The organism is Sphingomonas sp. A2-49, assembly GCF_025548555.1.
GTDB lineage: Bacteria > Pseudomonadota > Alphaproteobacteria > Sphingomonadales > Sphingomonadaceae > Sphingomonas.
The window spans coordinates 69,017-89,937 of sequence record NZ_JAJLPA010000012.1 but is presented as its reverse complement, the minus strand read 5'-3'; the positions used below and the strand labels follow the sequence as shown (position 1 = coordinate 89,937).

Sequence of the window (20,921 nt, the reverse complement as noted above, 5' to 3'; positions counted from 1 at the left end):
GACCATGTCGTAGCCGAAGCCGGGATCGAGCGGATCGGCGAGGCTGTCGATCCGCTCGGCGAACAGCCGCATCAGCAGCGCGACGTCGCGCGTCGGCTGCCCGGTCTCGACGCGCAGCGACTGGACGTGGCCGTCGGCGCGGAACAGCCGCGCCTCCCACCGCCGGCCGCCCTGGTGGCGCTCGCCGAGCGTCGCGGCGGCCTCCGCGGCCAGGTCCTCGACCACCTCCAGCGCATAGTCGGTGCGCGCGATCGGTTCGGCGAAGCGGCGCTCGACCGTCACCGGCGCTTCCCGCACCCGCGGCTTGACCGGCGCCTTGTGATCGCCCGCCAGCCGCCGCACCGCGGTCGCCGCGCCTTCGCCGAAGCGCGCGGCGATGCCCGCCAGCGGCCGCGCCATGACGTCGCCGACCGTCTTCAGCCCGGCGCGGGTCAGCGCGGTCGTCGCATCCGCGTCCAGCGCCAGCGCCGCCACCGGCAGCCGCTTGACCGCGCGCGCCTCGTCCGGCGCAGGCGCCCCGGCATAGCGGGCGAGCGCGCCCGCGATCTCGGGCGTGTCGCCGAAGGCGTGGCGGGCGCGGATGCCGCGCCGCGCCATCCGTGCCTCGACGTCCGCGGCGAGCGCGCGCTCGCCCTCGAACGCATGCGCGCAGCCGGCGATGTCGAGCACCAGCGCGTCGGGCGGCATCAGCGCCACCGTCGGCGTATAGCGGGCGCAGCCGTCGGCCAGCCGCTCCAGCCAGTCCATGTCGGCATGGGGATCGGCCGGGAACACCTCGAGCTCGGGCACCCGCGCGCGGGCATCGGCCAGCGTCAGCCCGGGCTCCAGCCCCAGCCGTGCCGCGGCGACGTCGGTCGCGACCAGGCGCACGGCGTTGCCGACCGTCTCGGTAAAGGCGACCGGCGTCTCACCCCGTCCGGCGAACAGGTGCGGCCGGGTGGTGCGCAGCCGCTCGATCGGCAGCCACGGAAAGACCAGCGCCAGATAGCGGCGTTCCACGGAAGTTCTTGGCATCACGATCCCATTCCACGCGCCAGCGTTGCCCCGCGGGGCCTCCCCGCCGGCGCAAGCATTCGACGTCGAAGGCGGGCAGACCCGGCGCGCCCGCCTCCAGCGCGACCGACGGCAATGCGGCGATTCCCCAGCGCGTCGCCGCGGCGCTGGCGGTCGGTTCGGCCCCTACCCGCAGCGACAGGATGGTGACGCCCGACGATTCGGCGGCGAGCATCAGCCGGCGTGTCGCGGTGAGGTCCAGCCCCGGCGCGCGGCCGGTGCTTTCGACCAGCAGCGTTCCGAGCCCCGCGCACCGCGCCGCATCCGCTGCCGCGCGCCACAGCGCCGCCTCGTCCGCGACGATGCCCAGCACCAGCGATTCGGCGGACAGGCCGAGGTCGATCAACCCGGCGGCGTGCAGCCGTCCGTGGCGGCGTTCGCAGGCTTCGGTGCGCAGCCACAGCAGCGGCAGTGCCCCCGCCGCCACCGCCATGGCGATGCCGAAACCGGCACTGCTTGGCCCGTCCGCATCGTCGACCGCATAGATATCATGCAGTTGCGCCCGTCCCAGCCCCGCCGCGAGCCACGCGTCGACCGGCGGCGGCACGGCGTGCGTGGCGTCGCGGCCGACGGCAATGCGCCGCAGCCGGGCGATCAGGGTGGACGAGTCGCTCATCCATGTTCTTGTAATGTTCTATGTATCGAGTCGCCAACCCCCAATCGTATCGCGCGATCTGCGACTTAGGGGTTGCAGGGGGGCAAAGCCGCTGCTAGTGGCCGCGCCTCACCCAACCGGTGGCTCGCAAGGCCATCGGAATACGGCGCCAGAGCGGGCGTAGCTCAGGGGTAGAGCACAACCTTGCCAAGGTTGGGGTCGAGGGTTCGAATCCCTTCGCCCGCTCCAGTCTTCTACAGGAGGACTGCCGCCCGGACCGGGGCGACGTTTCCAAACCACCTATGTGATGGAGCTGCGGCCGATAGGGTCCGTCGATGCTCGTGACATCGTGCCTGCGCAGCGACCTGCGTTCCCGCATCCACCCCGACGACCCTGTGTCTTTGAGCGGGAGCGAAAACGTCGCCCATGCTCAGGCGCTCGGCTGGCTATCCGGACCCGGTCCGGTCCTGGTAGGTCGGCCGGCGCCCCGCACGGCGGGTGATGTCTTTGAAAAAAATGGTGCTGCCGGTGAGGATTGAACTCACGACCTCAGCCTTACCAAGGATGCGCTCTACCACTGAGCTACGGCAGCACTGCCCTTTCGAGCGAAGCGCGCCTAGAGACGACCGGGGGCGGATTGTCAAGCGTTGACGCGAGCGGCTAGGCGGAACGGCATGAGCGACAAGGACGAACGCGCCGACCGGCTGGCGGCCCAGCTGCGCGCCAACCTGCACCGCCGCAAGGCGCAGGCCCGCGCCGCGGCGCAGGCCGAACCGCGTGGCGACCCGCCCGCAGGGGAGGATCCGGCCGACGATGGCGCGGACGCCGATCGCCGCTAGCGCCGATCACCCGATCACCCGATCACCCGATCGGCGCGCATTTCGCGGCCAGCCAGGCGCGCTCGTCGTCGTCCAGGACGGGCCCGAGCCGGTCGAGCACATCGGCGTGATAGGCGTCGAGCCAGCCACGCTCCTCACCGGTCAGCAGCGCGGCATCGATCAGCGTGCGCTCGATCGGCGCGAAGGTGAGCGTCTCGAACCCCAGCATCGCCCGGTCGGGGTCGCCGCCGGGGATCGCGACCGGTATCGTCAGAAGCAGATTCTCGATGCGGATGCCGTATTCGCCCGCCTTGTAATAGCCCGGCTCGTTCGACAGCATCATGCCCGCGCGCAGCGGTTCGAGCGAGGCGCCGCCCGGATAGTTTGGCGCGGCGATCCGCTGCGGCCCCTCGTGCACCGATAAATAGCTGCCGATGCCGTGGCCGGTGCCGTGCGCGAAATCGAGCCCCGCCTCCCACAGCGGGCGGCGGGCGAAACCGTCGATCTGCGCGCCGCTGGTGCCGTCCGGAAAGATCGCGGTGGCGATCGCGATATGGCCCTTCAGCACGCGGGTGAAGCGGTCGCGCATCTCTGCGGTCGGCGCGCCGATCGGCATCACCCGCGTGACGTCGGTGGTGCCGTCCGCATATTGCCCGCCCGAATCGATCAGGAACAGCTGTCCCGGCAGGATCGGCGCGTTCGAATCCTCGGTGACGTGATAATGCGGGCTCGCGCCATGCGCGCCGGTCGCCGAGATGGTGTCGAACGACGTGTCGAGCAGGCAGCCGGTGTCCTCGCGGAACGCCAGCAGCCGCGCGGCGGCGGACAATTCGGTTTCGCCGCCCGCCGGGCAGGTCGTCTCGACCCAGCGCAGGAACCGGGTCAGCGCCGCGCCGTCGCGGATGCTGGCGGCGCGGTGGCCGGCGACCTCCGCAGGGTTCTTGAGCGCCTTTGCCAGGACGACGGGATCGCGCAGCGACAGCCGCCGCGCGCCACCCGCCTGCAACGCATCGAGGATCGCGGCGACCGCGCGTTCGGGATCGGCGGCGACGCGCTTGCCGGCATAGCCGCGGAGCGCACCCGCGAACGCCTCGCGCGGGTGCAGGCGGACGGCATTACCCAGATGCTGGCGGACCGCGTCGTCGACCTTGCCGGGCGCGACGAACAGGTCGGTGGTGCCGTCGCTGCCGACGATCGCATAGGCCAGCGCGACGGGCGTGTGCGCGACGTCGCCGCCCCGCACGTTGAGCGCCCAGGCGATCGAATCGAGCGCGGTCAGCACCACCGCATCGGCGTCGTGCTGCGCCAGCCAGTCCGCGATCTCGGCACGCTTGGCGGCGGAGGAGCGGCCCGCGTGCGGGTCGGCGTGAACGGTCAGCGGGGCTGGGGAGGGCGCGGGCCGGTCGGTCCAGATCGCGTCGATGGGGTTGGCGGATACCGGGACCAGTTCGGCGCCGCGGTCGGCCAGCGCGGCGGCGGTGTCCGTCACCCACCCGCCGGTGTGCAGCCACGGATCGTAGCCGATGCGGTCGCCGGCGGCGACGTGCGCGCCGAGCCATCCGGCGATGCTTTCCTGCGGTACGGGAACGTACTGCCAGTCGGCGGCGGATACCTGTTCGCGCACCTGCAGCGTGTAGCGCCCGTCGGTGAAGATCGCCGCCGCGTCCGCAAGCACGACCGCGCTGCCCGCCGACCCGCCGAAGCCCGTCAGCCAGCCGAGTCGCTGCGCATAGGCGCCGACATATTCGCTCATGTGCTCGTCGGTCAGCGGTACGACGAAGCCGTCGAGTCCGGTGCGAGCGAGTTCGGCGCGGAGCGCGGCGAGATTGGCATCAGGGGTCATCGGTCAGCTCCGTCGAAAGTCGCAAAGGCCACGCCCGGGCCTGTGTTTCGCGTCTAGCATCGGGCAGGCTCCAGACCGAGTCACCATCCCCGTCATGGCGACGTGCGTGCAGCACAGTCTGCCTGCGCGGCGATCCGCCATCGTACGGGCAAGGGCGCCCGATCGATGCCGGCGTCGATCAATGCCGTCCGGGCAGCAGGTGCAGTGCGCCGGCGATGGCGCTGCCGACGATCAGCCCGACGATGCCCGATCCGATCGCGGTCACCAGCCAGGTCACCACGCCGGGCAACGCGCCGACTGCGTGCGCAGCGCCCTCGGCCGCGGCGTGGAGCGCATGCGGCAGCGCGGTGAGGCCGAACGCCTCCATCCCGTGAACGATGATGCCGCCGCCGACCCAGACCATCGCCGCGGTGCCGATCAGCGACAGCGCGGTCAGCACCCGCGGCATCGCCGCGACCAGCCCGCGGCCGAACGCCTGCGTCCCGCCGCCGGGCTTGCGCGCGAGGTGGAGGCCGATGTCGTCCATCTTCACGATCAGCGCGACGACGCCATAGACGCCCGCGGTGATCGCGACGCCGACCAGCGCCAGCGCGATCGCCTGGTTGACGAGCGTCTGGCCGGCGAGTTCGCCGAGCGCGATCGCCATGATCTCGCCCGACAGGATCAGGTCGGTGCGCACCGCGCCCGCGACCTGGCGATCCTCGAGCTCCTGCGCGTCGGTCACCGCGGCCGCTTCCTCGCCATGGCCGTGTCCGGTGATCGCGCCGATGATCTTTTCGGCCGCCTCGAAGCACAGGAAGGCGCCGCCGAGCATCAGGATCGGGGTGATCGCCCAGGGTGCGAAGGCGCTGAGGATCAGCGCGGCTGGCAGCAGGAACAGCAGCTTGTTGCGCAGGCTGCCGCGCGCGATCTTCCAGATGATCGGCAGCTCGCGCGCCGGGCTGAGCCCGACGACATAGGTGGGGGTGACCGCGGTATCGTCGATCACGACGCCCGCCGCCTTCGCCCCGGCCTTGCCCGCGGCGCCCGCCACGTCGTCCAGGCTGGCGGCGGCGAGCTTCGCCATCGCCGCGATATCGTCGAGCAGCGCGACCAGTCCGCCAGCCATATCCGTCATTTCCCCTTCTGTGTCCGAGCGAGCCATGACCGGGCCGGCCCCATGGTTCAACCGTGGAGGTGTTTCGGGTGTGTTGCTGGCGCGCGGGAAGGGCATGACGCCGGGCCGCGGCACGGCTAGAGGCTGGGGATGACCGACATCACGCCGCCCGTCGCCGACCGGCGCCCGCACCGCTTCACCGCGCACGGCATCGCCATCGAGGACCCCTATGCCTGGCTGAAGGATCCCGCTTACCCCGACGTCTCGCAGCCCGACGTGCTTGCCTATCTGGAGGCGGAGAACGTCTATTTCGAGGCGGTCATGGCGCCGCACCGGCCGCTGGTCGATCGCCTGTACGAAGAGATGAAGGCGCGGATCAAGGAGGACGAATCCTCGGTCCCGCAGAAGGACGGCGACTGGATCTACTGGACCGCCTACGAAACCGGCGGCCAGTATCGCAAATGGTGGCGCAAGCCGGTCGCGGGCGGCGCGGACCAGCTGCTGCTCGACGAGCCGGCGCTGGCCGAGGGCAAGGAGTATTTCCGGCTGGGCGCCTTCGCGGTCAGCAACGACGGCCGCCACCTCGCCTATGCGATCGACGACAGCGGCGCCGAACGGTTCGAGGTGCGGGTGAAGGACCTCGCCACCGGCGAGCACCTGCCCGAAGTCATCCCGGGCATGCTGTCGGAGATCGTCTGGACCAGCGACGATGCGGGCTTCCTCTACGGCCTCGCCAACGACCAGTGGCGGACCGACAATGCGCGCTTCCACCGCCTCGGCACGCCCGTCGCCGACGACGTCGAGCTGTTCCACGAGGACGACGAGGGCTATCGCGTCGCCGTCGCCGAGACGAGCGACCGGCAGTGGATCGTCATCGGCACCGGCGACCACGTCACCAGCGAGGTCCGGTTGCTGCCGGCGAACGATCCCTTCGCGACGCCGATCCTCGTCGCGCCGCGGCAGGCGGGCCGCGAATATGACGTCGATGCGCACGACGGCACGCTGTTCATCCACACCAACGACACCGATCCGATGTGGCGGCTGTGCACCGCGAGCGTCGACGCGCCCGGCGACTGGCACGAGCTGATCCCCGCGGACCCGCATTTCTACATGACCGGGGTCGAATGCTACCGCGATTTCTTCGTGGTCGAGGGGCGGCTCGACGGGCTCGATCAGATCGCGATCCGCCGCTACGACGCGCCGCGCGACGCGCAGCGGATCGATTTTCCCGAGGCGAGCTATGCCGCGGGGCTGGGCGACAATCCCGAATATGCCGTCGACACGCTGCGGCTGGGGTATGAATCGATGGTGACGCCGGGGACGGTGTACGATTACGACGTCGCGACCGGCGCGCTCGAAGTGCTGAAGGTGCAGGAGATTCCGGCCGGATACGACGCCGGCGGCTATCGCACCGAGCGGCTGAAGATCGCGGGCCGGGACGGGACGCTGATCCCGGTGTCGATCGTCTATCCCGCCGGGTTCCGCCGCGACGGCTCGCAGCCCCTGTTCCTCTATGCCTATGGTGCCTACGGCTATGCGATCCCGCCGGGCTTCTCGACCGGGCGATTGAGCCTGCTCGACCGCGGCTTCGCCTATGCGATCGCGCATATCCGTGGCGGCGACGACCTCGGCCAGCAATGGTATCACGACGGCAAGCTCGACAAGCGCACCAACACGTTCGACGACTTCGTCGATGTCGCGAAGGGGCTGATCGAGGCCGGCTGGACCAGCGCCGGGCGGATCGCGACCGCGGGGCGATCGGCGGGCGGCGAGCTGATGGGCGCGGTGGTGAATTCCGATCCCGGCCTGTGGGGGGCGGTGATCGCCGACGTGCCGTTCGTCGACGTGCTCAACACGATGCTCGACGCGGACCTGCCGCTGACGCCGGGCGAATGGCCCGAATGGGGCAATCCGATCGAGGATCCGGCGGCGTTCGACCTGATCCGCTCGTACAGTCCCTACGACAATGTCGTCGCGCAGGATTATCCGCCGATGTTCATCTCGGGCGGGCTCAACGACCCGCGGGTAACCTATTGGGAACCCGCGAAATGGGCGGCGAAGCTGCGTGCGACCAAGACCGACGACAACGTGCTGCTGCTGAAAACCAACATGGGCGCGGGCCATGGCGGGAAATCCGGGCGGTTCGAATCGTTGCGTGAGGCGGCGGAGGAACATGCCTTCGTCCTGTGGCAATTGGGGATCGAATCCTGAGCATCGAGACGTTGATCGGCCAGTACGGCCTCGCCGCGGTCTTCCTGGGCGCAGGGATCGAGGGCGAGACGATGGTGCTCGCCGGCGGACTGTTCGCGCACGAGGGCATGATCTCGCTGCCCGGCGCGATGATCGCGGCGGCGGCGGGGTCGTTCGTCGCCGACCAGGGCTTCTTCGCCGCCGGGCGCCGCTTCCGGAGCCACCGCTGGGTGCAGCGCGCACAGGGCAAGCCCGCCTTCGCCAAGGCGCTCGACACGCTGGAACGCCATCCGATCAGCTTCATCTTCGCGTTCCGCTTCCTCTACGGCCTGCGCACGGTCAGCCCGATCGCGATCGGGACAAGCCATGTGCCGACGCGCACCTTCCTGTGGATCAACGCGGTCGCGGCGGCGGTCTGGGGGGCGCTGTTCACCGCGCTCGGCTATGTCTTCGGCACGGGCATCGCCGAGCTGCTCGGCCGCTACCGGCCGCACGGGCGGCAGTGGCTGTGGGTCGCAGGCGCGGCAGTCGCGCTCGGCCTCGCGTTCGGGGCATTCCGCTGGTGGCGGCGGCGCGCGGCATGACGGCGCGCTTCACGCTGGCGATCACCGCGAGCGCGGACGACATCGACGAGCTCGGCCACGTCAACAATGCGGTGTGGGTGCGCTGGATCCAGGACATCGCCGTCGCGCACTGGCAGGCGGTGGCGCCGCCCGAGCATCGCGACGCGATGGTCTGGGTCGTCACCCGGCACGCGATCGACTATCGCGGCAACGTGACGGCGGGCGAGACGGTGACCGGCGAAACCTGGGTCCCCGAACCGCCCAAGGGTGCGCGCTTCGACCGCCACGTCCGCTTCACCGGCGCCGACGGCAAGGTGAAGGTGGAGGCGGTGACGACCTGGGCGCTGCTGGAGCGCAGCACCGGGCGGCTGCTGCGCGTGCGGCCCGAGGTGGCGGCACCGTTCCTGACCTGAATTCCTCCCCGGCACGGGGAGGGGGACCAGCCGCAGGCTGGTGGAGGGGGCTATCCGCAATCGCTGCATCTGGTGGAAGTCCCCCTCCACCCCCCGCTTCGCGGGCGGTCCCCCTCCCCGTTCCGGGGAGGAATGCAGGATCCTCTACCCGCTGTTGCGCAGCGCTGTGGCGACGGCGTTTATCGACAGCAATATGCCCTCGCCGATGCGGGGATCGTCCTCGCCGGCGCGGTGGCGCTTCATCAGTTCGATCTGGAGCAGGTTGAGCGGTTCGATATAGGGCAGCCGCAGCCGGATCGACGCGTCGAGCGCGGGATGCTTTTCGAGAAGTCGCGACTGGCCGGTGACGTCGAGCAGGCCGTCGTGCGTCTGGTGCCATGCGTCGCGGATGCGCGTGAAGATCGCATCGCGCAGGCCGGCGTCCTCGACCAGCCCGGCATAATGGCCGGCGATCTCGATATCCGATTTCGCCAGCACCATCTCCATATTCGCAAGCGTCGAGGCGAACAGCGGCCACCCCTGCGCCATCTCGCGCAGTAGGCCCTTGTCCCGGAACCCCGCGAGCGCCTGACCGACGCCGTACCACCCCGGCAGCATCACCCGCGCCTGCGCCCAGCTGAACACCCAGGGGATGGCGCGCAGGTCCTCGATCGCGTCGGATTTCTTGCGGCTCGCCGGGCGGCTGCCGATCTTGAGGCCCGCGATCTCGCCGATCGGCGTCATCTGGCGGAAGAAGGTGCGGAAGCCCCCGGCCTCCTTGTATGAATCGCCGTAGACGAGGTCGCGATAGGCGTGGAACGCGGTGTCGGACAGCGTGTCCATCGCGCCCGCGAATTCCGCGTTCTCGGCATTGGACAGCCGTTCGGGTTCGAGGCTGGCGAGCAATGTCGCCGCGGCGATCGCCTCCAGGTTGGTCATCGCGCTGTCGCGGGTGCCGTATTTGGCGGCGATCACCTCGCCCTGTTCGGTGATGCGGATGCGGCCCTGCACGGTGCCGGGCGGCTGCGCGCGGATCGCGGCGAAGGCGCTGCCGCCGCCGCGGCCGACCGCGCCGCCGCGGCCGTGGAACAGCTGCATGCCGACGCCCGCCGCCTCGAACACCGGCTTCAGCGCGGTCGACGCCTTCGACAATTGCCACGTCGACGTCAGGTAGCCGCCGTCCTTGTTGCTGTCCGAATAGCCGATCATCACCTCCTGATGGCCCCGTTTCGCGGCGATCGCGGCGATTTCGGGCAGCGCGAACCAGTCGGTCATGATGCCGGGCGCGGCCTCGAGGTCGCCGACCGTCTCGAACAGCGGCACCGCCATGATCGACGCCGACGGTGCGTCGCCCGGGCGGTAGAGCCCGACCTCCTTCAGCAACAGGTTGATCTCCAGCAGGTCGGACACCGACTGCGCCATCGAGACGATGTAGTTGGTGATGCACGCCGGGCCGTATGTCGCATGCGCCTCCGCCGCGGCGAGGACGATCTTCAGTTCCGTATCGGTTTCGTCGCTATAGGTCGTGAAGCGGCTGGCGAGCGGGCGGGCGTGGGCGAGCTCGCGGCGCAGCAGCGCGACGCGCGCCGCCTCGTCGAGGCTCAGGTAATCGGGCTCGACCCCCGCCGTCTTCAGCAGTTCCGCGACGACGCGCTCGTGCACCGCAGAGTTCTGGCGCAGGTCGAGCGTCGCGAGGTGGAAGCCGAACGTCTCGACCGCGCGGATCAGCCGGCCGAGCGCGCCCCCGGTCTTGAGCGCGCCCGCGGTCGACAGGCCGTGCGCGATCGCGACGAGGTCGGCACGGAACGCCTGCGGGTCGGGATAGGGCTCTCCGGTCAGGTGACCGGGGCGCGGCGCGGCCTTGCCGGTCAGGCCGAGGTGCGTCGCGGCAAGCCGGGCGTAGATCCCCGACAAAGCGCGGCGATAGGGTTCGTCGGCGCGGCTGGCGGCGGTGTCGCCGCTCGCCTGCGCCAGCGCCTCGACCGCGGTGTCGACGGGGACGTGCTCGGTCGAGATCGACAGTTCTGCACCGAGCGCGTGCACTGCGTCGAGATAGAAGCCCATCACCGCCTCGCACGCGCGGCCGAGGGCGGTGCGCAGCGAATCGGCAGTGACGAAGGGATTGCCGTCGCGGTCGCCGCCGATCCAGCTGCCCGGCCTGACGAAGCTCGGCACGCGCTCTCCGAATGCGCGGTCCCAGCGCTGGTAGAGCGCGGGCAGCGCGGGCAGGAAGACGTCGCGCATGTAGCTGAGCGCGGTCTCGACCTCGTCGGTGACGTAGAGCCGCTCGCGGCGCAGCACGCGCGTCTGCCACAGCAAGGCGATCTGGCGGGTGATCGCATCGTCGACGCGGTCGCCATCGGGCGTCTCGTCGCGGCCGGCATCCTTTAGCGCCATCAGCTGCGCGATGCGGTTGCGATGGTCGATCATGCTCTTGCGCCGCACCTCGGTGGGATGCGCGGTCAGCACGGGCACGATCAGCGCATGGCCGAGCAGGCGCTGCACCTGATCGCGGTCGATCCCCTCCGCCGCCAGCGTCGCGAGCGCGGCGGCAACGTCGGCGCCCTGTTCGGCGGCGATGCCCTGGCGATCCTCGGCCAGGTTGGCGAGCATCGAGAACAGCATGAAGCCGCGGACGAAATCGAGCGTCTCGTCGAGGTCGAGGTTCTCGAGCCGGCGGTGGACCGCATCGCTGCTGCCGTTGCCGCGATGCCGCTCCACCGACGCGCGGCGGATCGTCTCGGTCGCCTCGAACAGCGCATCGCCGCCATAGGCGCGGATGACGTCGCCCAGCTTCGCGCCGAGGAAGCGGACGTCCGGATTGTTGGCGATCGGGGGAAGCGAAGCGGGGTCGACGGTAGCCATGGCCCGATGCTGCGCTGCGGCAGGTTTCCGGTCAACCGGGGAAGATGTCGTCGTTGCGAAAGCGTGCCTTCTCCCGCCGATCGCGATCCTGCGTCGCGACGTCCATTCCCGGATTGCCGTCCCCGGAGCCTGTCCGGCGTGACGGTGCGACGGGGACGGTCGGTTCCAATCCGAACCGGCGTTGCGGCTCTACCGCGCGGTCGTCCCCTGATTGCTCAGCGCGTCGCCCAGCACGGGCGTGGTCGGCTGCGCGGCGGGGGTGCGGCCGGCGGCGCGGGCGGCGCGCCATTCGCTCTCCTCTTCCGACGTCACGGTGCCGTCGTGATTGAGGTCCATCTGGTCGAAGCGGCGCACGGTGCCCTCGCCCCATTCGATCAGGCTGATCTTGCCGTCCTTGTCGCGATCGAACGCCATCAGCCGGCTGTTGCGGCGGGGCAGTTCGGATGCGTCGAGCCGATCGTCGCCGTTGCGGTCGAGCGTGCGGAACCGGCGCTCCATCGCGCTGGCGAAATCGACGCGGCTGGTGACCGCCGGCGGCACGAAGCCCGCCGCATTGGCATCCGCCTGCGCCGCCTTGTCGTCCTTCGCCCCGCAGCCCGCCAGCATCGCCCCCAGCGCCGCCACGATGATTACCTGCCGCAAATCCAGCCTCCGATCATGCTTCCAGCTCGACGTCCCAGTAGAGCCAGTCGTGCCATGTGTCGTGGAGATAGTTTGGCGGAAACGCGCGGCCATGTTCCTGCAGATGCCAATTGGTCGGCCGGATCGGCTCGATATGCAGCGGCATATGCGCCTGTTTCGGCGTCCGCCCGCCCTTGCGCAGGTTGCACGGCGCGCAGGCGGTGACGACATTCTCCCACGTCGTCCGCCCGCCTTGCGCGCGCGGTACGACATGGTCGAACGTCAGGTCGCGCGCCACGCCGCAATATTGACAGGCGAACCGGTCGCGCAGGAACAGGTTGAAGCGGGTGAACGCCGGAAATGCCGAGGGACGGACATATTGCTTCAGCGCGATCACCGACGGCAGCTTGATCTCCGCGGTCGGGCTGCGCACGGCGCGTTCGTAATGCGCGACGATGTCGACGCGATCGAGGAACACCGCCTTGATCGCGGTCTGCCACGGCCAGACGCTGAGCGGATAATAGGACAGCGGCGTATAATCCGCGTTGAGGACGAGCGCGGGACAACTATCGGGGTGACGGATCAGATCGGGATGAAACACGGCTCCTCCCACGGATTACCCGCAGGCCGTGTCGCCCACGGGAGTGACGCTGGTATGACAGCACAGCCGGCCGACGATGGTCAAGCGTCCGCCGTCGTGCGGCGGTACCGGACATGACCGTCGTCACCCGCTTCGCGCCCAGCCCGACCGGCCGGCTGCACCTGGGCCACGCCTATGCCGCGATCCGCGCGCATGACCATGCGCGGCGCGCGGGTGGCCGGTTTCTGCTGCGGATCGAGGATATCGACGGCACGCGCAGCCGCGAAGACCATGTCGCGGGTATCCTCGCCGACCTCGCCTGGCTGGGGCTGGCCTGGGACGGTCCGGTCGTGCGGCAATCGACCCGGCTGCCCGCCTATGCCGCGGCGCTGGACCGGCTGCGCGCCGATCGGCTGCTCTACCCCTGCTTCTGCACGCGCGCCGACATCGCCGCGAGCGCCAGCGCGCCGCACCACGGGCCGGACGGGCCGGTCTATCCGGGGACGTGCCGCCGGCTCGATGCGGGCGTCGCGGCGGAGCGGGTCGCGGCGGGGGTGCCGCATGCGTGGCGGCTCGCGATGGACGCCGCGTTCGCCGCGGCGGGGCCGCTCGGCTGGATCGACCGCGATGCCGGGCCGCAGCGCGCCGAGCCTCTGGCGTTCGGCGACGTCGTGCTGGCGCGCAAGGATGCGCCGGCGAGCTATCACCTGGCGGTGACGGTCGACGACGCGGCGCAGGGCGTGACCGACGTGGTGCGGGGCCGCGACCTGATGCGCGCGACCGACGTCCACCGTTTGCTCCAGGGGCTGCTGGGATTGCCGACGCCGGTGTATCTGCACCACCCGCTGCTGGTCGGCGCCGACGGCGAACGGCTCGCCAAGCGCAACGGCGCGGCGGCGCTGGCGGATCGGCGCGCGGCGGGCGAGGACGGGGCGGCGCTGGCGCGGTCGCTGCGCGCGGGGCAGGGCGCGCCCGGCGCGCCGCCCATTGGCTTTGCCCCCGACAATGCCTAGATAAGGGCCATGAACACTTTCCTCGTCATTCTGCTGATCGCGGCGATGCTGGCGACGGTGGTCGCGCTGGTCCGCGGCGTCATCGCCTTCCTTCAGGAAAGCCATGCGCAGGTGCGGAGCGGCGAGGGGCCCTCGGCCGCCTCGCTCAAGTCGAACCGCATGATGCAGCAGCGGATCTTCTTCCAGGCGCTGGCGATCCTGATCGTGGTTCTGATCCTGTTCCTCGGCGGTCGCACCTGATCCGCTAGCGTGGTCAAGCTCAACCGGATCTACACACGCACGGGCGATGCCGGCACCACGGGCCTGGTCGACGGATCGCGGGTGTCGAAGGCGGACCCGCTGATGACCGCGATCGGCGATATCGACGAAGCCAACAGCGCGATCGGCATCGCCGTGGCGACGCTGGGCGGACGCGATCCCGCCGCGGCGCTGACGACCATCCAGAACGACATGTTCGATCTCGGCGCCGATGTCGCGACGCCGGACGGGATCGCGGGCGCGTTGCGGATCGTGCCGGAGCAGGTGGCGCGGCTGGAGGCGGAGATCGACGCGATGAACGCCGGTCTGGCGCCGCTGACCAGTTTCGTGCTGCCCGGCGGCGATCCCGCCGCCGCAGCGCTGCATCTGGCTCGGGCGATCGTGCGCCGCGCGGAACGGAGCGCGGTGGCGGTCGACGGCCTCAACGCGCCGGCGCTCGCCTATCTCAACCGCCTGTCGGACTGGCTGTTCGTCGCGGCGCGGGCGGTGAACCAGGGTGCCGGCGGCGACGTGACGTGGCGGCCGGGGGCGAACCGGTAGCGTTCCGCCCGGTGTTTGCCGGGATGACGCTTTGTTCTGCAACCCTTTCCCGTTTCGTTCGCTTGTCCGACTTGGCGCCGAGGCGCGGGGAAGTTTTGCCATGCTGAAGATCGCGCCCGAACCGGAAACCCCGCTTGCGCGACGCTATGCGTCGGTCCGCGCGCTGTCGCTGGCGCTCGCCGCGCCGCTGTCCGACGCCGACGCCACCGTCCAGTCGATGCCCGATGCCTCGCCGACGAAATGGCATCTGGCGCACACGACCTGGTTCTTCGAAACGTTCGTGCTGCGCGACCATGTCGCGGGCTATCGCCTGCACGACGATCGTTTCCCCTTCCTGTTCAACAGCTATTACGAGGCGGAAGGGCGGCGCCATGCGCGCGACCGGCGCGGCATGGTGACCCGCCCGACGCTGGACGAGGTGCGCGCGTACCGCGCTTACGTCGATGCGGCGATGGCGACGGCGATGGCCGACCTGCCCGACGCGGCGCTGGCGCTGGTGGCGCTCGGTTGCCATCACGAGGAACAGCACCAGGAACTGCTCGTCACCGATATCCTGCACCTGTTCGGCGAGAACCCGCTCGAACCGGGACTGTGGCCCGCGGCGGCGAAGACGCCGGTGGCGATGCCCGACCCGATCGGCTGGATCGCGCGGCCCGGCGGCATCGTCCGCATCGGTCACGAGGGCGCCGACTTCGCCTTCGACTGCGAAGGCCCGCGCCACGACGCGCTGCTGGTGCCCCATGCGATCGCCGACCGCACGGTGACCAACGACGAATGGGCCGCCTTCATCGCCGACGGCGGTTATGACGACCCGCGGCACTGGCTCGCCGACGGCTGGGCCTGGGTGAAGGCGGAGGGTATCGCGGCGCCCCTGTATTGGGAGGCCCGCGACGGCGGCTGGACCCGCATGGGGCTCGACGGCCGCCGCGCGATCGATCCCGCCGCGCCGGTGACGCACGTCAGCCTCTACGAAGCGGACGCCTATGCCAGCTGGGCCGGTGCGCGGCTGCCGACCGAATTCGAATGGGAAGCGGCGGCGCAGGCGCACGATGCGACCCGCGGCAACCAGATGGACGACGCCGGTCCGGTCGAGCCGCGCCCCGCGTCCGCCGGCCCCGCCTTCTTCGGCGACGTGTGGGAATGGACCGGCAGCGCCTATCGCCCCTATCCCGGCTTCCGCACCGCCGAGGGCGCGGTCGGCGAATACAATGGCAAGTTCATGAGCGGCCAGTTCGTGTTGCGCGGCGGCAGCTGCGCGACGCCGCGCGGGCATGTCCGCGCCAGCTACCGCAACTTCTTCTACCCGCACCAGCGCTGGCAGTTCACCGGCGTGCGGCTCGCCAAGGATATCCGATGCTGAAACCCGAAGCCGAGGACGGCGAACAGTCGCTGGCCGATCCGCAGTTCCGCGCGGACGTGCTCGCCGGGCTGGAACGCCGGCCGCGCGCGGTCCCCGCGCGCTGGTTCTACGACCGGCTGGGATCGGAACTGTTCGAAGGGATCACCAACGTCCCCGAATATTATCCGACGCGGACCGAAACCGCGATCCTCGAGCGGATCTGTCCGGAGGTCGCGAGCATCGTCGGCACCGGCCGCGCGGTGGTGGAGTTCGGATCGGGATCGTCTGTGAAGACGCCGCTGCTGCTGCGCTGCGCCCAGCCGTCCGCCTATGTCCCGATCGATATTTCCGGCGATTTCCTGCGCGAATCGTCGCGCATGCTGTCGGCGGCGTTCCCCGACCTGCTGGTACTGCCGTTCGAGGCGGACTTCATGCGGCCGCTCACCCTGCCGCACACGGTCGCCGACACGCCCAAGCTCGGCTTCTTCCCCGGCTCGACCATCGGTAACATGATCCCGCTGATGGCGGTCGACCTGTTGCGCGCGATGCGCGCGTCGCTGGGGGAGGGCGCGATGCTGCTGATCGGCATGGACCGGATCAAGGACCCCGACACGCTGGTCGCCGCCTATGACGATGCCGCGGGCGTCACCGCGGCGTTCAACCGCAACCTGCTCGACCGGATCAACCGCGAGCTGGACGGCACGATCCCGGTCGACGCCTTCCGGCACGAGGCACGCTGGAACGACGACCGCGCCCGGATCGAGATGCATCTGGTCGCGACCGGCGACGTCGCCTTCACCGTCGACGGTCGCCCGTTCGCGATGGCCGCGGGGGAGAGCATCCATACCGAGAACAGCCACAAATACGGCTCGCGCGATGCGCGCATCCTGCTGCGTTCGGGCGGGTGGACGCCGATCCACGAATGGACCGATCCCGACGGCCTGTTCGCGCTGTTCCTGTGCGAGGCGCAGGCGGAGCGGCCCGCGCCCTGACCGGACACGTCCGGCTGGCAGCGGCGCCGAAAGCCGCTATGGCGCGCCAAACGGATAGGGAGACGGACATGCAGGCGGTCGGAGTCATCGGGGCGGGCCAGATGGGCGCGGGGATCGCGCAGGTATCCGCCGCGGCGGGATATCGCGTGATCCTGACCGACGTGTCGCAGGAGCGCGCGGACGCGGGCAAGGCGGGCATCGCCAAACAGCTGGCGCGTGCGGTCGACAAGGAAAAGATCGACGCCGCCACCCGCGACGCGACGCTGGCGCGCATCGAGCCGGTGGCGGGCGTCGCGACGATGGGCGACTGCGCGCTGGTGATCGAGGCGGCGACCGAGCGCGAGGAGATCAAGCGCGCGATCTTCAGGGACGTCGGCGCGGTGCTCGGCGCCGACGCGGTGCTCGCCTCCAACACCTCGTCGATCCCGATCACGCGGCTGGCGCAGGCGACGCCCGATCCGGCGCGCTTCATCGGCGTGCATTTCTTCAACCCTGTCCCGGTGATGGGGCTGATCGAGGTGATCCGCGGCCTCGCCACGTCGGACGCGACGGTGGCCCGGATCGAGGATTTCGCCGATCGGCTCGGCAAGGCGGTGGTGCGCGCCAACGACGCGCCGGGCTTCATCGTCAACCGCGTGCTGATGCCGATGATAAACGAGGCGGTCTTCGCATTGGGCGAGGGCGTGGCGACGATCCGCGACATCGACCTCGCCTGCCAGCTCGGGCTCAACCACCCGATGGGGCCGCTGACGCTGGCGGACTTCATCGGCCTCGACACCTGTCTGGAAATCACGCGGGTGCTGTTCGAAGGCACCGGCGATCCCAAGTTCCGCCCGGCGCCGCTGCTGGTCAAATACGTCGAGGCGGGCTGGTACGGCCGCAAGACCGGGCGCGGCTTCTACGATTACAGCGGCGCGACGCCGGAACCGACGCGCTGAGGAGGACGGGAGGAGGATGGCATGAGCCTCGATGACACGATCGTCGACACGCCCGACGGGCCGATGACCTACAAGGAATGGAAGAAGAAGAACCCGGTGCAGCTGCCCTCGCGCCGGACCAAGGGCAAGGATTTGCCCAACAAGGTGAAGATGCGCACCGACGAATAGCGCGCGCTGCCGCGCGTCCGTTCGGGCCGCATCGTCAGCGCCGGTCGATACCCGCCGCCGCGGGGCTGTCCTTCGACCGGAACCACAGCGCGTACACGCCGGTCAGGATCGCGAGGAACGGCACGCCATAGGCCAGAGTCAGCGCGAACGGCCCCGTGAACGGCGTCGTCGCCAGGATCGCGAGGATCGCCCCGGCGCCGGCGAGGCTGGTCCAGGGATAGCCCCACATCCGGAACGCCGCCGGTGCACCGACCCGCCGGCGGAAGGCGAGGTGGGTGACGAAGATCATGCCCCAGGTGAAGAGCCCGCCGAAGATCGACACCGCGATCATCACCCCCAGCGCCGCATCCGGCCGCCACAGATAGACGCCGGCGGCGACGGCGATTCCCGCGGCGGAGGCGAGCAGCGCGGCGACCGGCACGCCGCGCCGGTTGACCCGCGTCAGCCCCCGTGGCGCGAAGCCGCTCCCGGCGAGGCTGAACAGCATCCGCGACGCGGTGTAGAGCTGGCTGTTCATCGCCGACAGCGCGGCGATCAGGACGACGGCGTTGAGGATGCCGGGGGCATAGGGCAGGCCGGTCGCCTGCATCACCGTGACGAAGGGACTGGTCGTCGTCCCCGCCTGCGTCCACGGCACGATCGCGAGCATCACCGCGAGGCTGCCGAGGTAGAAGAGCGCCAGCCGCAGCATCGTCGAGCGGAACGCGGCGACGATCGCGCGTTCGGGCTCGCGCGCCTCGCCCGCCGCGACCGCGATCATCTCGATGCTGAGGTAGCTGAAGATCGCGACGATCACCGCGGTCCAGATCCCGCCGATGCCGTGGGGAGCGAAACCGCCGTGCGCGCTATAGTGGTGCAGGCCCACCCCGGTGAGCGCGATCACCCAGAGCCCGATCAGGACGAACGCCAGGATCGCGGCGACCTTGACCGCGGAAAAGGCGTATTCGACCGCGCCGAACATCCGGACGCTGGCGAGGTTGACCGCCAGCAGAGCGCCCGCGAAGCCGCCGATCCACCACAATCCGGGCACGTCGGGCGCCCAGAAGCGCATGTAGATCGCGACCGCGGTCACCTCCGTCCCGATCGCCAGGATGATGCAGGTGACATAGGCATAGCGGACCAGGAACCCGGCGAAACGGCCGAGATGGCGTTCCGCGAACAGTCCGAACGACCCCGTCGCCGGATCGGCCACCGTCATTTCGGCCAGGCACCCCATCAGCGCCAGCGTGACGAGGCCGCCGATCGCATAGCTCACCAGCACCGCCGGCCCGGCGAGGCCGATCGCGAAGCCGCTGCCCAAAAACAGTCCGGTGCCGATCGCGCCGCCGATCGCGATCATCGCGAGCTGGCCCGGCCCGAGGCTGCGCTGGAGACCGGTCATGCCTGCGCGATCAGCCGATCAGCAGGCCGGCGAGCGCCGCCGACATCAGGTTGGCAAGGCTGCCCGCGGCGAGCGCGCGCAGGCCGAGCTTGGCGATCATCGGTCGCTGGTTGGGCGCCAGGCTGCCGGTGACCGCCATCTGGATCGCGATCGAGGAAAAATTGGCGAAGCCGCATAGCGCGAAGGTCACGACCGCCACGGTCTGGTGCGACAGGCCCTTCTGCTGGCCGAGGTCGATATAGGCGACGAATTCGTTGAGCACGATCTTCTCGCCGAACAGGCCGCCGGCGATCCCCGCCTCGTTCCACGGCACGTTGAGCAGGAACATCACGGGCTGGAAGACATAGCCGAGCAGCGCCTGGAAGCTGAGGCCCGGCAGCCCGACGAGGTTGCCGAGGCCGCGGAGCAGCCCGTTGGCGAGCGCCACCAGCGCGACGAACGCCAGCACCATCGCGCCGACCGCGACCGCCAGCCGCACGCCCGTCTGCGCGCCCTGCGCGGCGGCCATGATGAGGTTGGCGGGCTTTTCCTCGTCGTGCGTCGCTTCGGGCAGCGGCTCGCCGGGCGTGCCCGCGGGGCCACCCTCCGGCAGCAGCGCGGCCGGGCCGGCGCCGCTGATCCGGTGTTCGGCGAGCGCGATCTGGCGGTTCCCGTCGGGCAGGTCGCCGAGCGGCAGCTCGCCCTCGGGCGCGACGCTGCGGTCGGGCATGATGATCTTGGCCATCAGGATGCCGCCGGGTGCCGCCATGAAGCTCGCCGCGAGGAGATATTCGATGCGGATGCCCATCGAGGCATAGGCGGCGAGGATCGTGCCGGCGACGCCCGCCATGCCGCTGGTCATCACCGTGAACAGCTGCGGCGGGGTCAGGCCGGCGAGATAGGGGCGGATCACCAGCGGCGATTCCGACTGGCCGACGAAGATGTTGGCGGCGGCGCACAGCGATTCGACCTTCGACGTGCCGATCACCCATTCGATGCCGCCGCCGACCCAGCGCACCACCACCTGCATGACGCCCAGATAATAGAGGATCGAGACGAGGCTGGCGAAGAAGATGATGACCGGCAGCGCGGCGATCGCGAAGCTCTGGCCGCCGATCTCCGGCGCGGCGAGCTTGCCGAACAGGAATTCGGTGCCCTTCTGCGAGTAACCGAGCAGCGCAGATACGCCCGCGGACGCGCCGGCCAGCGCCTGCCGCCCGGGTCCCCAGTAGAGCACGATCGTCGCGATCAGCGCCTGCAGCGCGAAGGCGGCGCCGACGACGCGCAGCCGGATCGCGCGGCGATCGGTGGACAGCGCGACGGCGATACCGAGAATGACGAGGATGCCGGCGACGCCGATCAGGATACGATGCATGATGTTTCCGCCGGAATGGACCGCCGCGGCCCCCCGGCTGCGACGGGCAAGCATACACGCGGTTTTTCGTGAGGCCATAGGCGATTGGCGCGCGCCGCCGCAGCGCATGGCGACCGCCACGGCGATGGCGATCCCACGTCGAACCGCCGCATGGCCGTGGAACCGTCGGCTACGCCCCTCGACGCATGCCCCCTTGCCCCTCCGCCGGGGAAGACGTGAGCGATAGATCGGGCCCGCCCCGCCCCGGCCACGATCGGAACCGTTGCAATCCGACGGCGGCCCGCCGAGCACCACTGCGGCGCCCACGCTGATAGCCCCACCC

General features: G+C 70.2%; 20 protein-coding genes and 2 tRNA genes. 12 read left to right on the top strand and 10 right to left on the bottom strand.

All coding sequences use genetic code 11. From position 1 onward, the window contains the following. A partial coding sequence (locus LPN01_RS11435; RefSeq protein ID WP_262828543.1) for a Y-family DNA polymerase occupies positions 1-999 on the bottom strand: 999 nt, incomplete at its 3' end. Then, complete coding sequence (locus LPN01_RS11430; RefSeq protein WP_262828542.1) at positions 908-1,669, bottom strand: hypothetical protein; 762 nt, start codon at positions 1,667-1,669, stop codon at positions 908-910. The genes LPN01_RS11430 and LPN01_RS11435, both read right to left, overlap by 92 nt. A gap of 153 nt (positions 1,670-1,822) precedes the next feature. On the opposite strand from LPN01_RS11430, the gene LPN01_RS11425 reads away from it, so the two are divergent. Further along, a tRNA-Gly gene (locus LPN01_RS11425) sits at positions 1,823-1,897 on the top strand. 268 nt (positions 1,898-2,165) lie between these two features. Here LPN01_RS11425 and LPN01_RS11420 read toward each other — a convergent pair. After that, positions 2,166-2,240 (bottom strand) — tRNA-Thr (locus tag LPN01_RS11420). Positions 2,241-2,322: 82 nt separating this feature from the next. On the opposite strand from LPN01_RS11420, the gene LPN01_RS11415 reads away from it, so the two are divergent. Then, positions 2,323-2,487, top strand: coding sequence for a hypothetical protein (locus tag LPN01_RS11415; RefSeq protein WP_262828541.1), 165 nt, complete (start codon positions 2,323-2,325; stop codon positions 2,485-2,487). 22 nt (positions 2,488-2,509) lie between these two features. Here LPN01_RS11415 and LPN01_RS11410 read toward each other — a convergent pair whose 3' ends face one another. Further along, on the bottom strand, positions 2,510-4,309 hold the full coding sequence (locus LPN01_RS11410) for an aminopeptidase P family protein (RefSeq protein ID WP_262828540.1): 1,800 nt from the start codon (positions 4,307-4,309) through the stop codon (positions 2,510-2,512). 178 nt (positions 4,310-4,487) lie between these two features. After that, positions 4,488-5,417, bottom strand: coding sequence for a DUF808 domain-containing protein (locus LPN01_RS11405; protein WP_262828548.1), 930 nt, complete (start codon positions 5,415-5,417; stop codon positions 4,488-4,490). Positions 5,418-5,555: 138 nt separating this feature from the next. Here LPN01_RS11405 and LPN01_RS11400 point away from each other — a divergent pair, with 138 nt between their 5' ends. The 3 genes from LPN01_RS11400 to LPN01_RS11390 are packed head-to-tail and all read left to right on the top strand — an operon-like array spanning position 5,556 to position 8,571. Continuing rightward, positions 5,556-7,616 carry a S9 family peptidase gene (locus tag LPN01_RS11400; protein ID WP_262828539.1) on the top strand — a complete coding sequence of 687 codons (2,061 nt, stop codon included), beginning with the start codon at positions 5,556-5,558 and terminating at the stop codon, positions 7,614-7,616. Beyond that, complete coding sequence (locus tag LPN01_RS11395; RefSeq protein WP_262828547.1) at positions 7,613-8,179, top strand: DedA family protein; 567 nt, start codon at positions 7,613-7,615, stop codon at positions 8,177-8,179. Before LPN01_RS11400 ends, LPN01_RS11395 begins: the two co-directional genes overlap by 4 nt. Then, positions 8,176-8,571, top strand: coding sequence for an acyl-CoA thioesterase (locus tag LPN01_RS11390; protein WP_262828538.1), 396 nt, complete (start codon positions 8,176-8,178; stop codon positions 8,569-8,571). The genes LPN01_RS11395 and LPN01_RS11390 overlap by 4 nt, the downstream gene beginning before the upstream one ends. 144 nt (positions 8,572-8,715) lie before the next feature. Here LPN01_RS11390 and ppc read toward each other — a convergent pair whose 3' ends face one another. The 3 genes from ppc to LPN01_RS11375 all read right to left on the bottom strand — a co-directional run bounded on the left by ppc (position 8,716) and on the right by LPN01_RS11375 (position 12,637). Beyond that, the gene (gene ppc, locus LPN01_RS11385; protein WP_262828537.1) at positions 8,716-11,415 is read right to left on the bottom strand and encodes a phosphoenolpyruvate carboxylase; all 2,700 of its coding nucleotides are present in this window, start codon (positions 11,413-11,415) and stop codon (positions 8,716-8,718) included. A 189-nt stretch (positions 11,416-11,604) separates the two neighbouring features. Next, positions 11,605-12,057 (bottom strand): hypothetical protein, encoded by a 453-nt coding sequence (locus tag LPN01_RS11380; RefSeq protein ID WP_262828536.1) that lies wholly within the window; start codon positions 12,055-12,057, stop codon positions 11,605-11,607. Between the two features lie 13 nt (positions 12,058-12,070). Continuing rightward, complete coding sequence (locus LPN01_RS11375; RefSeq protein WP_262828535.1) at positions 12,071-12,637, bottom strand: HNH endonuclease; 567 nt, start codon at positions 12,635-12,637, stop codon at positions 12,071-12,073. Positions 12,638-12,750: 113 nt separating this feature from the next. On the opposite strand from LPN01_RS11375, the gene gluQRS reads away from it, so the two are divergent. The 7 genes from gluQRS (at position 12,751) to LPN01_RS11340 (ending at position 17,864) form a co-directional block, all read left to right on the top strand. After that, positions 12,751-13,629 carry a tRNA glutamyl-Q(34) synthetase GluQRS gene (gene gluQRS, locus LPN01_RS11370; RefSeq protein WP_262828534.1) on the top strand — a complete coding sequence of 293 codons (879 nt, stop codon included), beginning with the start codon at positions 12,751-12,753 and terminating at the stop codon, positions 13,627-13,629. Positions 13,630-13,638: 9 nt separating this feature from the next. Further along, positions 13,639-13,869 (top strand): twin transmembrane helix small protein, encoded by a 231-nt coding sequence (locus LPN01_RS11365; RefSeq protein ID WP_262828533.1) that lies wholly within the window; start codon positions 13,639-13,641, stop codon positions 13,867-13,869. Positions 13,870-13,878: 9 nt separating this feature from the next. Then, positions 13,879-14,427: a cob(I)yrinic acid a,c-diamide adenosyltransferase gene (locus LPN01_RS11360; protein WP_262828532.1), complete on the top strand. Its 549-nt coding sequence runs from the start codon at positions 13,879-13,881 to the stop codon at positions 14,425-14,427. A 100-nt stretch (positions 14,428-14,527) separates the two neighbouring features. Beyond that, positions 14,528-15,787, top strand: a complete 1,260-nt coding sequence (gene egtB, locus LPN01_RS11355) for an ergothioneine biosynthesis protein EgtB (RefSeq protein WP_262828531.1) — start codon at positions 14,528-14,530, stop codon at positions 15,785-15,787. Then, entirely contained in the window at positions 15,781-16,758 is a 978-nt protein-coding gene (gene egtD, locus LPN01_RS11350; RefSeq protein WP_262828530.1) for an L-histidine N(alpha)-methyltransferase, read from the top strand. Before egtB ends, egtD begins: the two co-directional genes overlap by 7 nt. A gap of 68 nt (positions 16,759-16,826) precedes the next feature. After that, positions 16,827-17,696: a 3-hydroxybutyryl-CoA dehydrogenase gene (locus LPN01_RS11345; RefSeq protein ID WP_262828529.1), complete on the top strand. Its 870-nt coding sequence runs from the start codon at positions 16,827-16,829 to the stop codon at positions 17,694-17,696. 21 nt (positions 17,697-17,717) lie between these two features. Next, positions 17,718-17,864, top strand: coding sequence for a hypothetical protein (locus tag LPN01_RS11340; protein ID WP_262828528.1), 147 nt, complete (start codon positions 17,718-17,720; stop codon positions 17,862-17,864). 34 nt (positions 17,865-17,898) lie between these two features. On the opposite strand, the gene LPN01_RS11335 is transcribed toward LPN01_RS11340, so the two are convergent. Continuing rightward, entirely contained in the window at positions 17,899-19,245 is a 1,347-nt protein-coding gene (locus tag LPN01_RS11335) for an amino acid permease (RefSeq protein WP_262828527.1), read from the bottom strand. Positions 19,246-19,255: 10 nt separating this feature from the next. After that, a complete protein-coding gene (locus tag LPN01_RS11330) occupies positions 19,256-20,599 on the bottom strand; it encodes a NupC/NupG family nucleoside CNT transporter (protein WP_262828526.1) in 1,344 nt (447 codons plus the stop codon). Positions 20,600-20,921 lie beyond the last annotated feature (322 nt).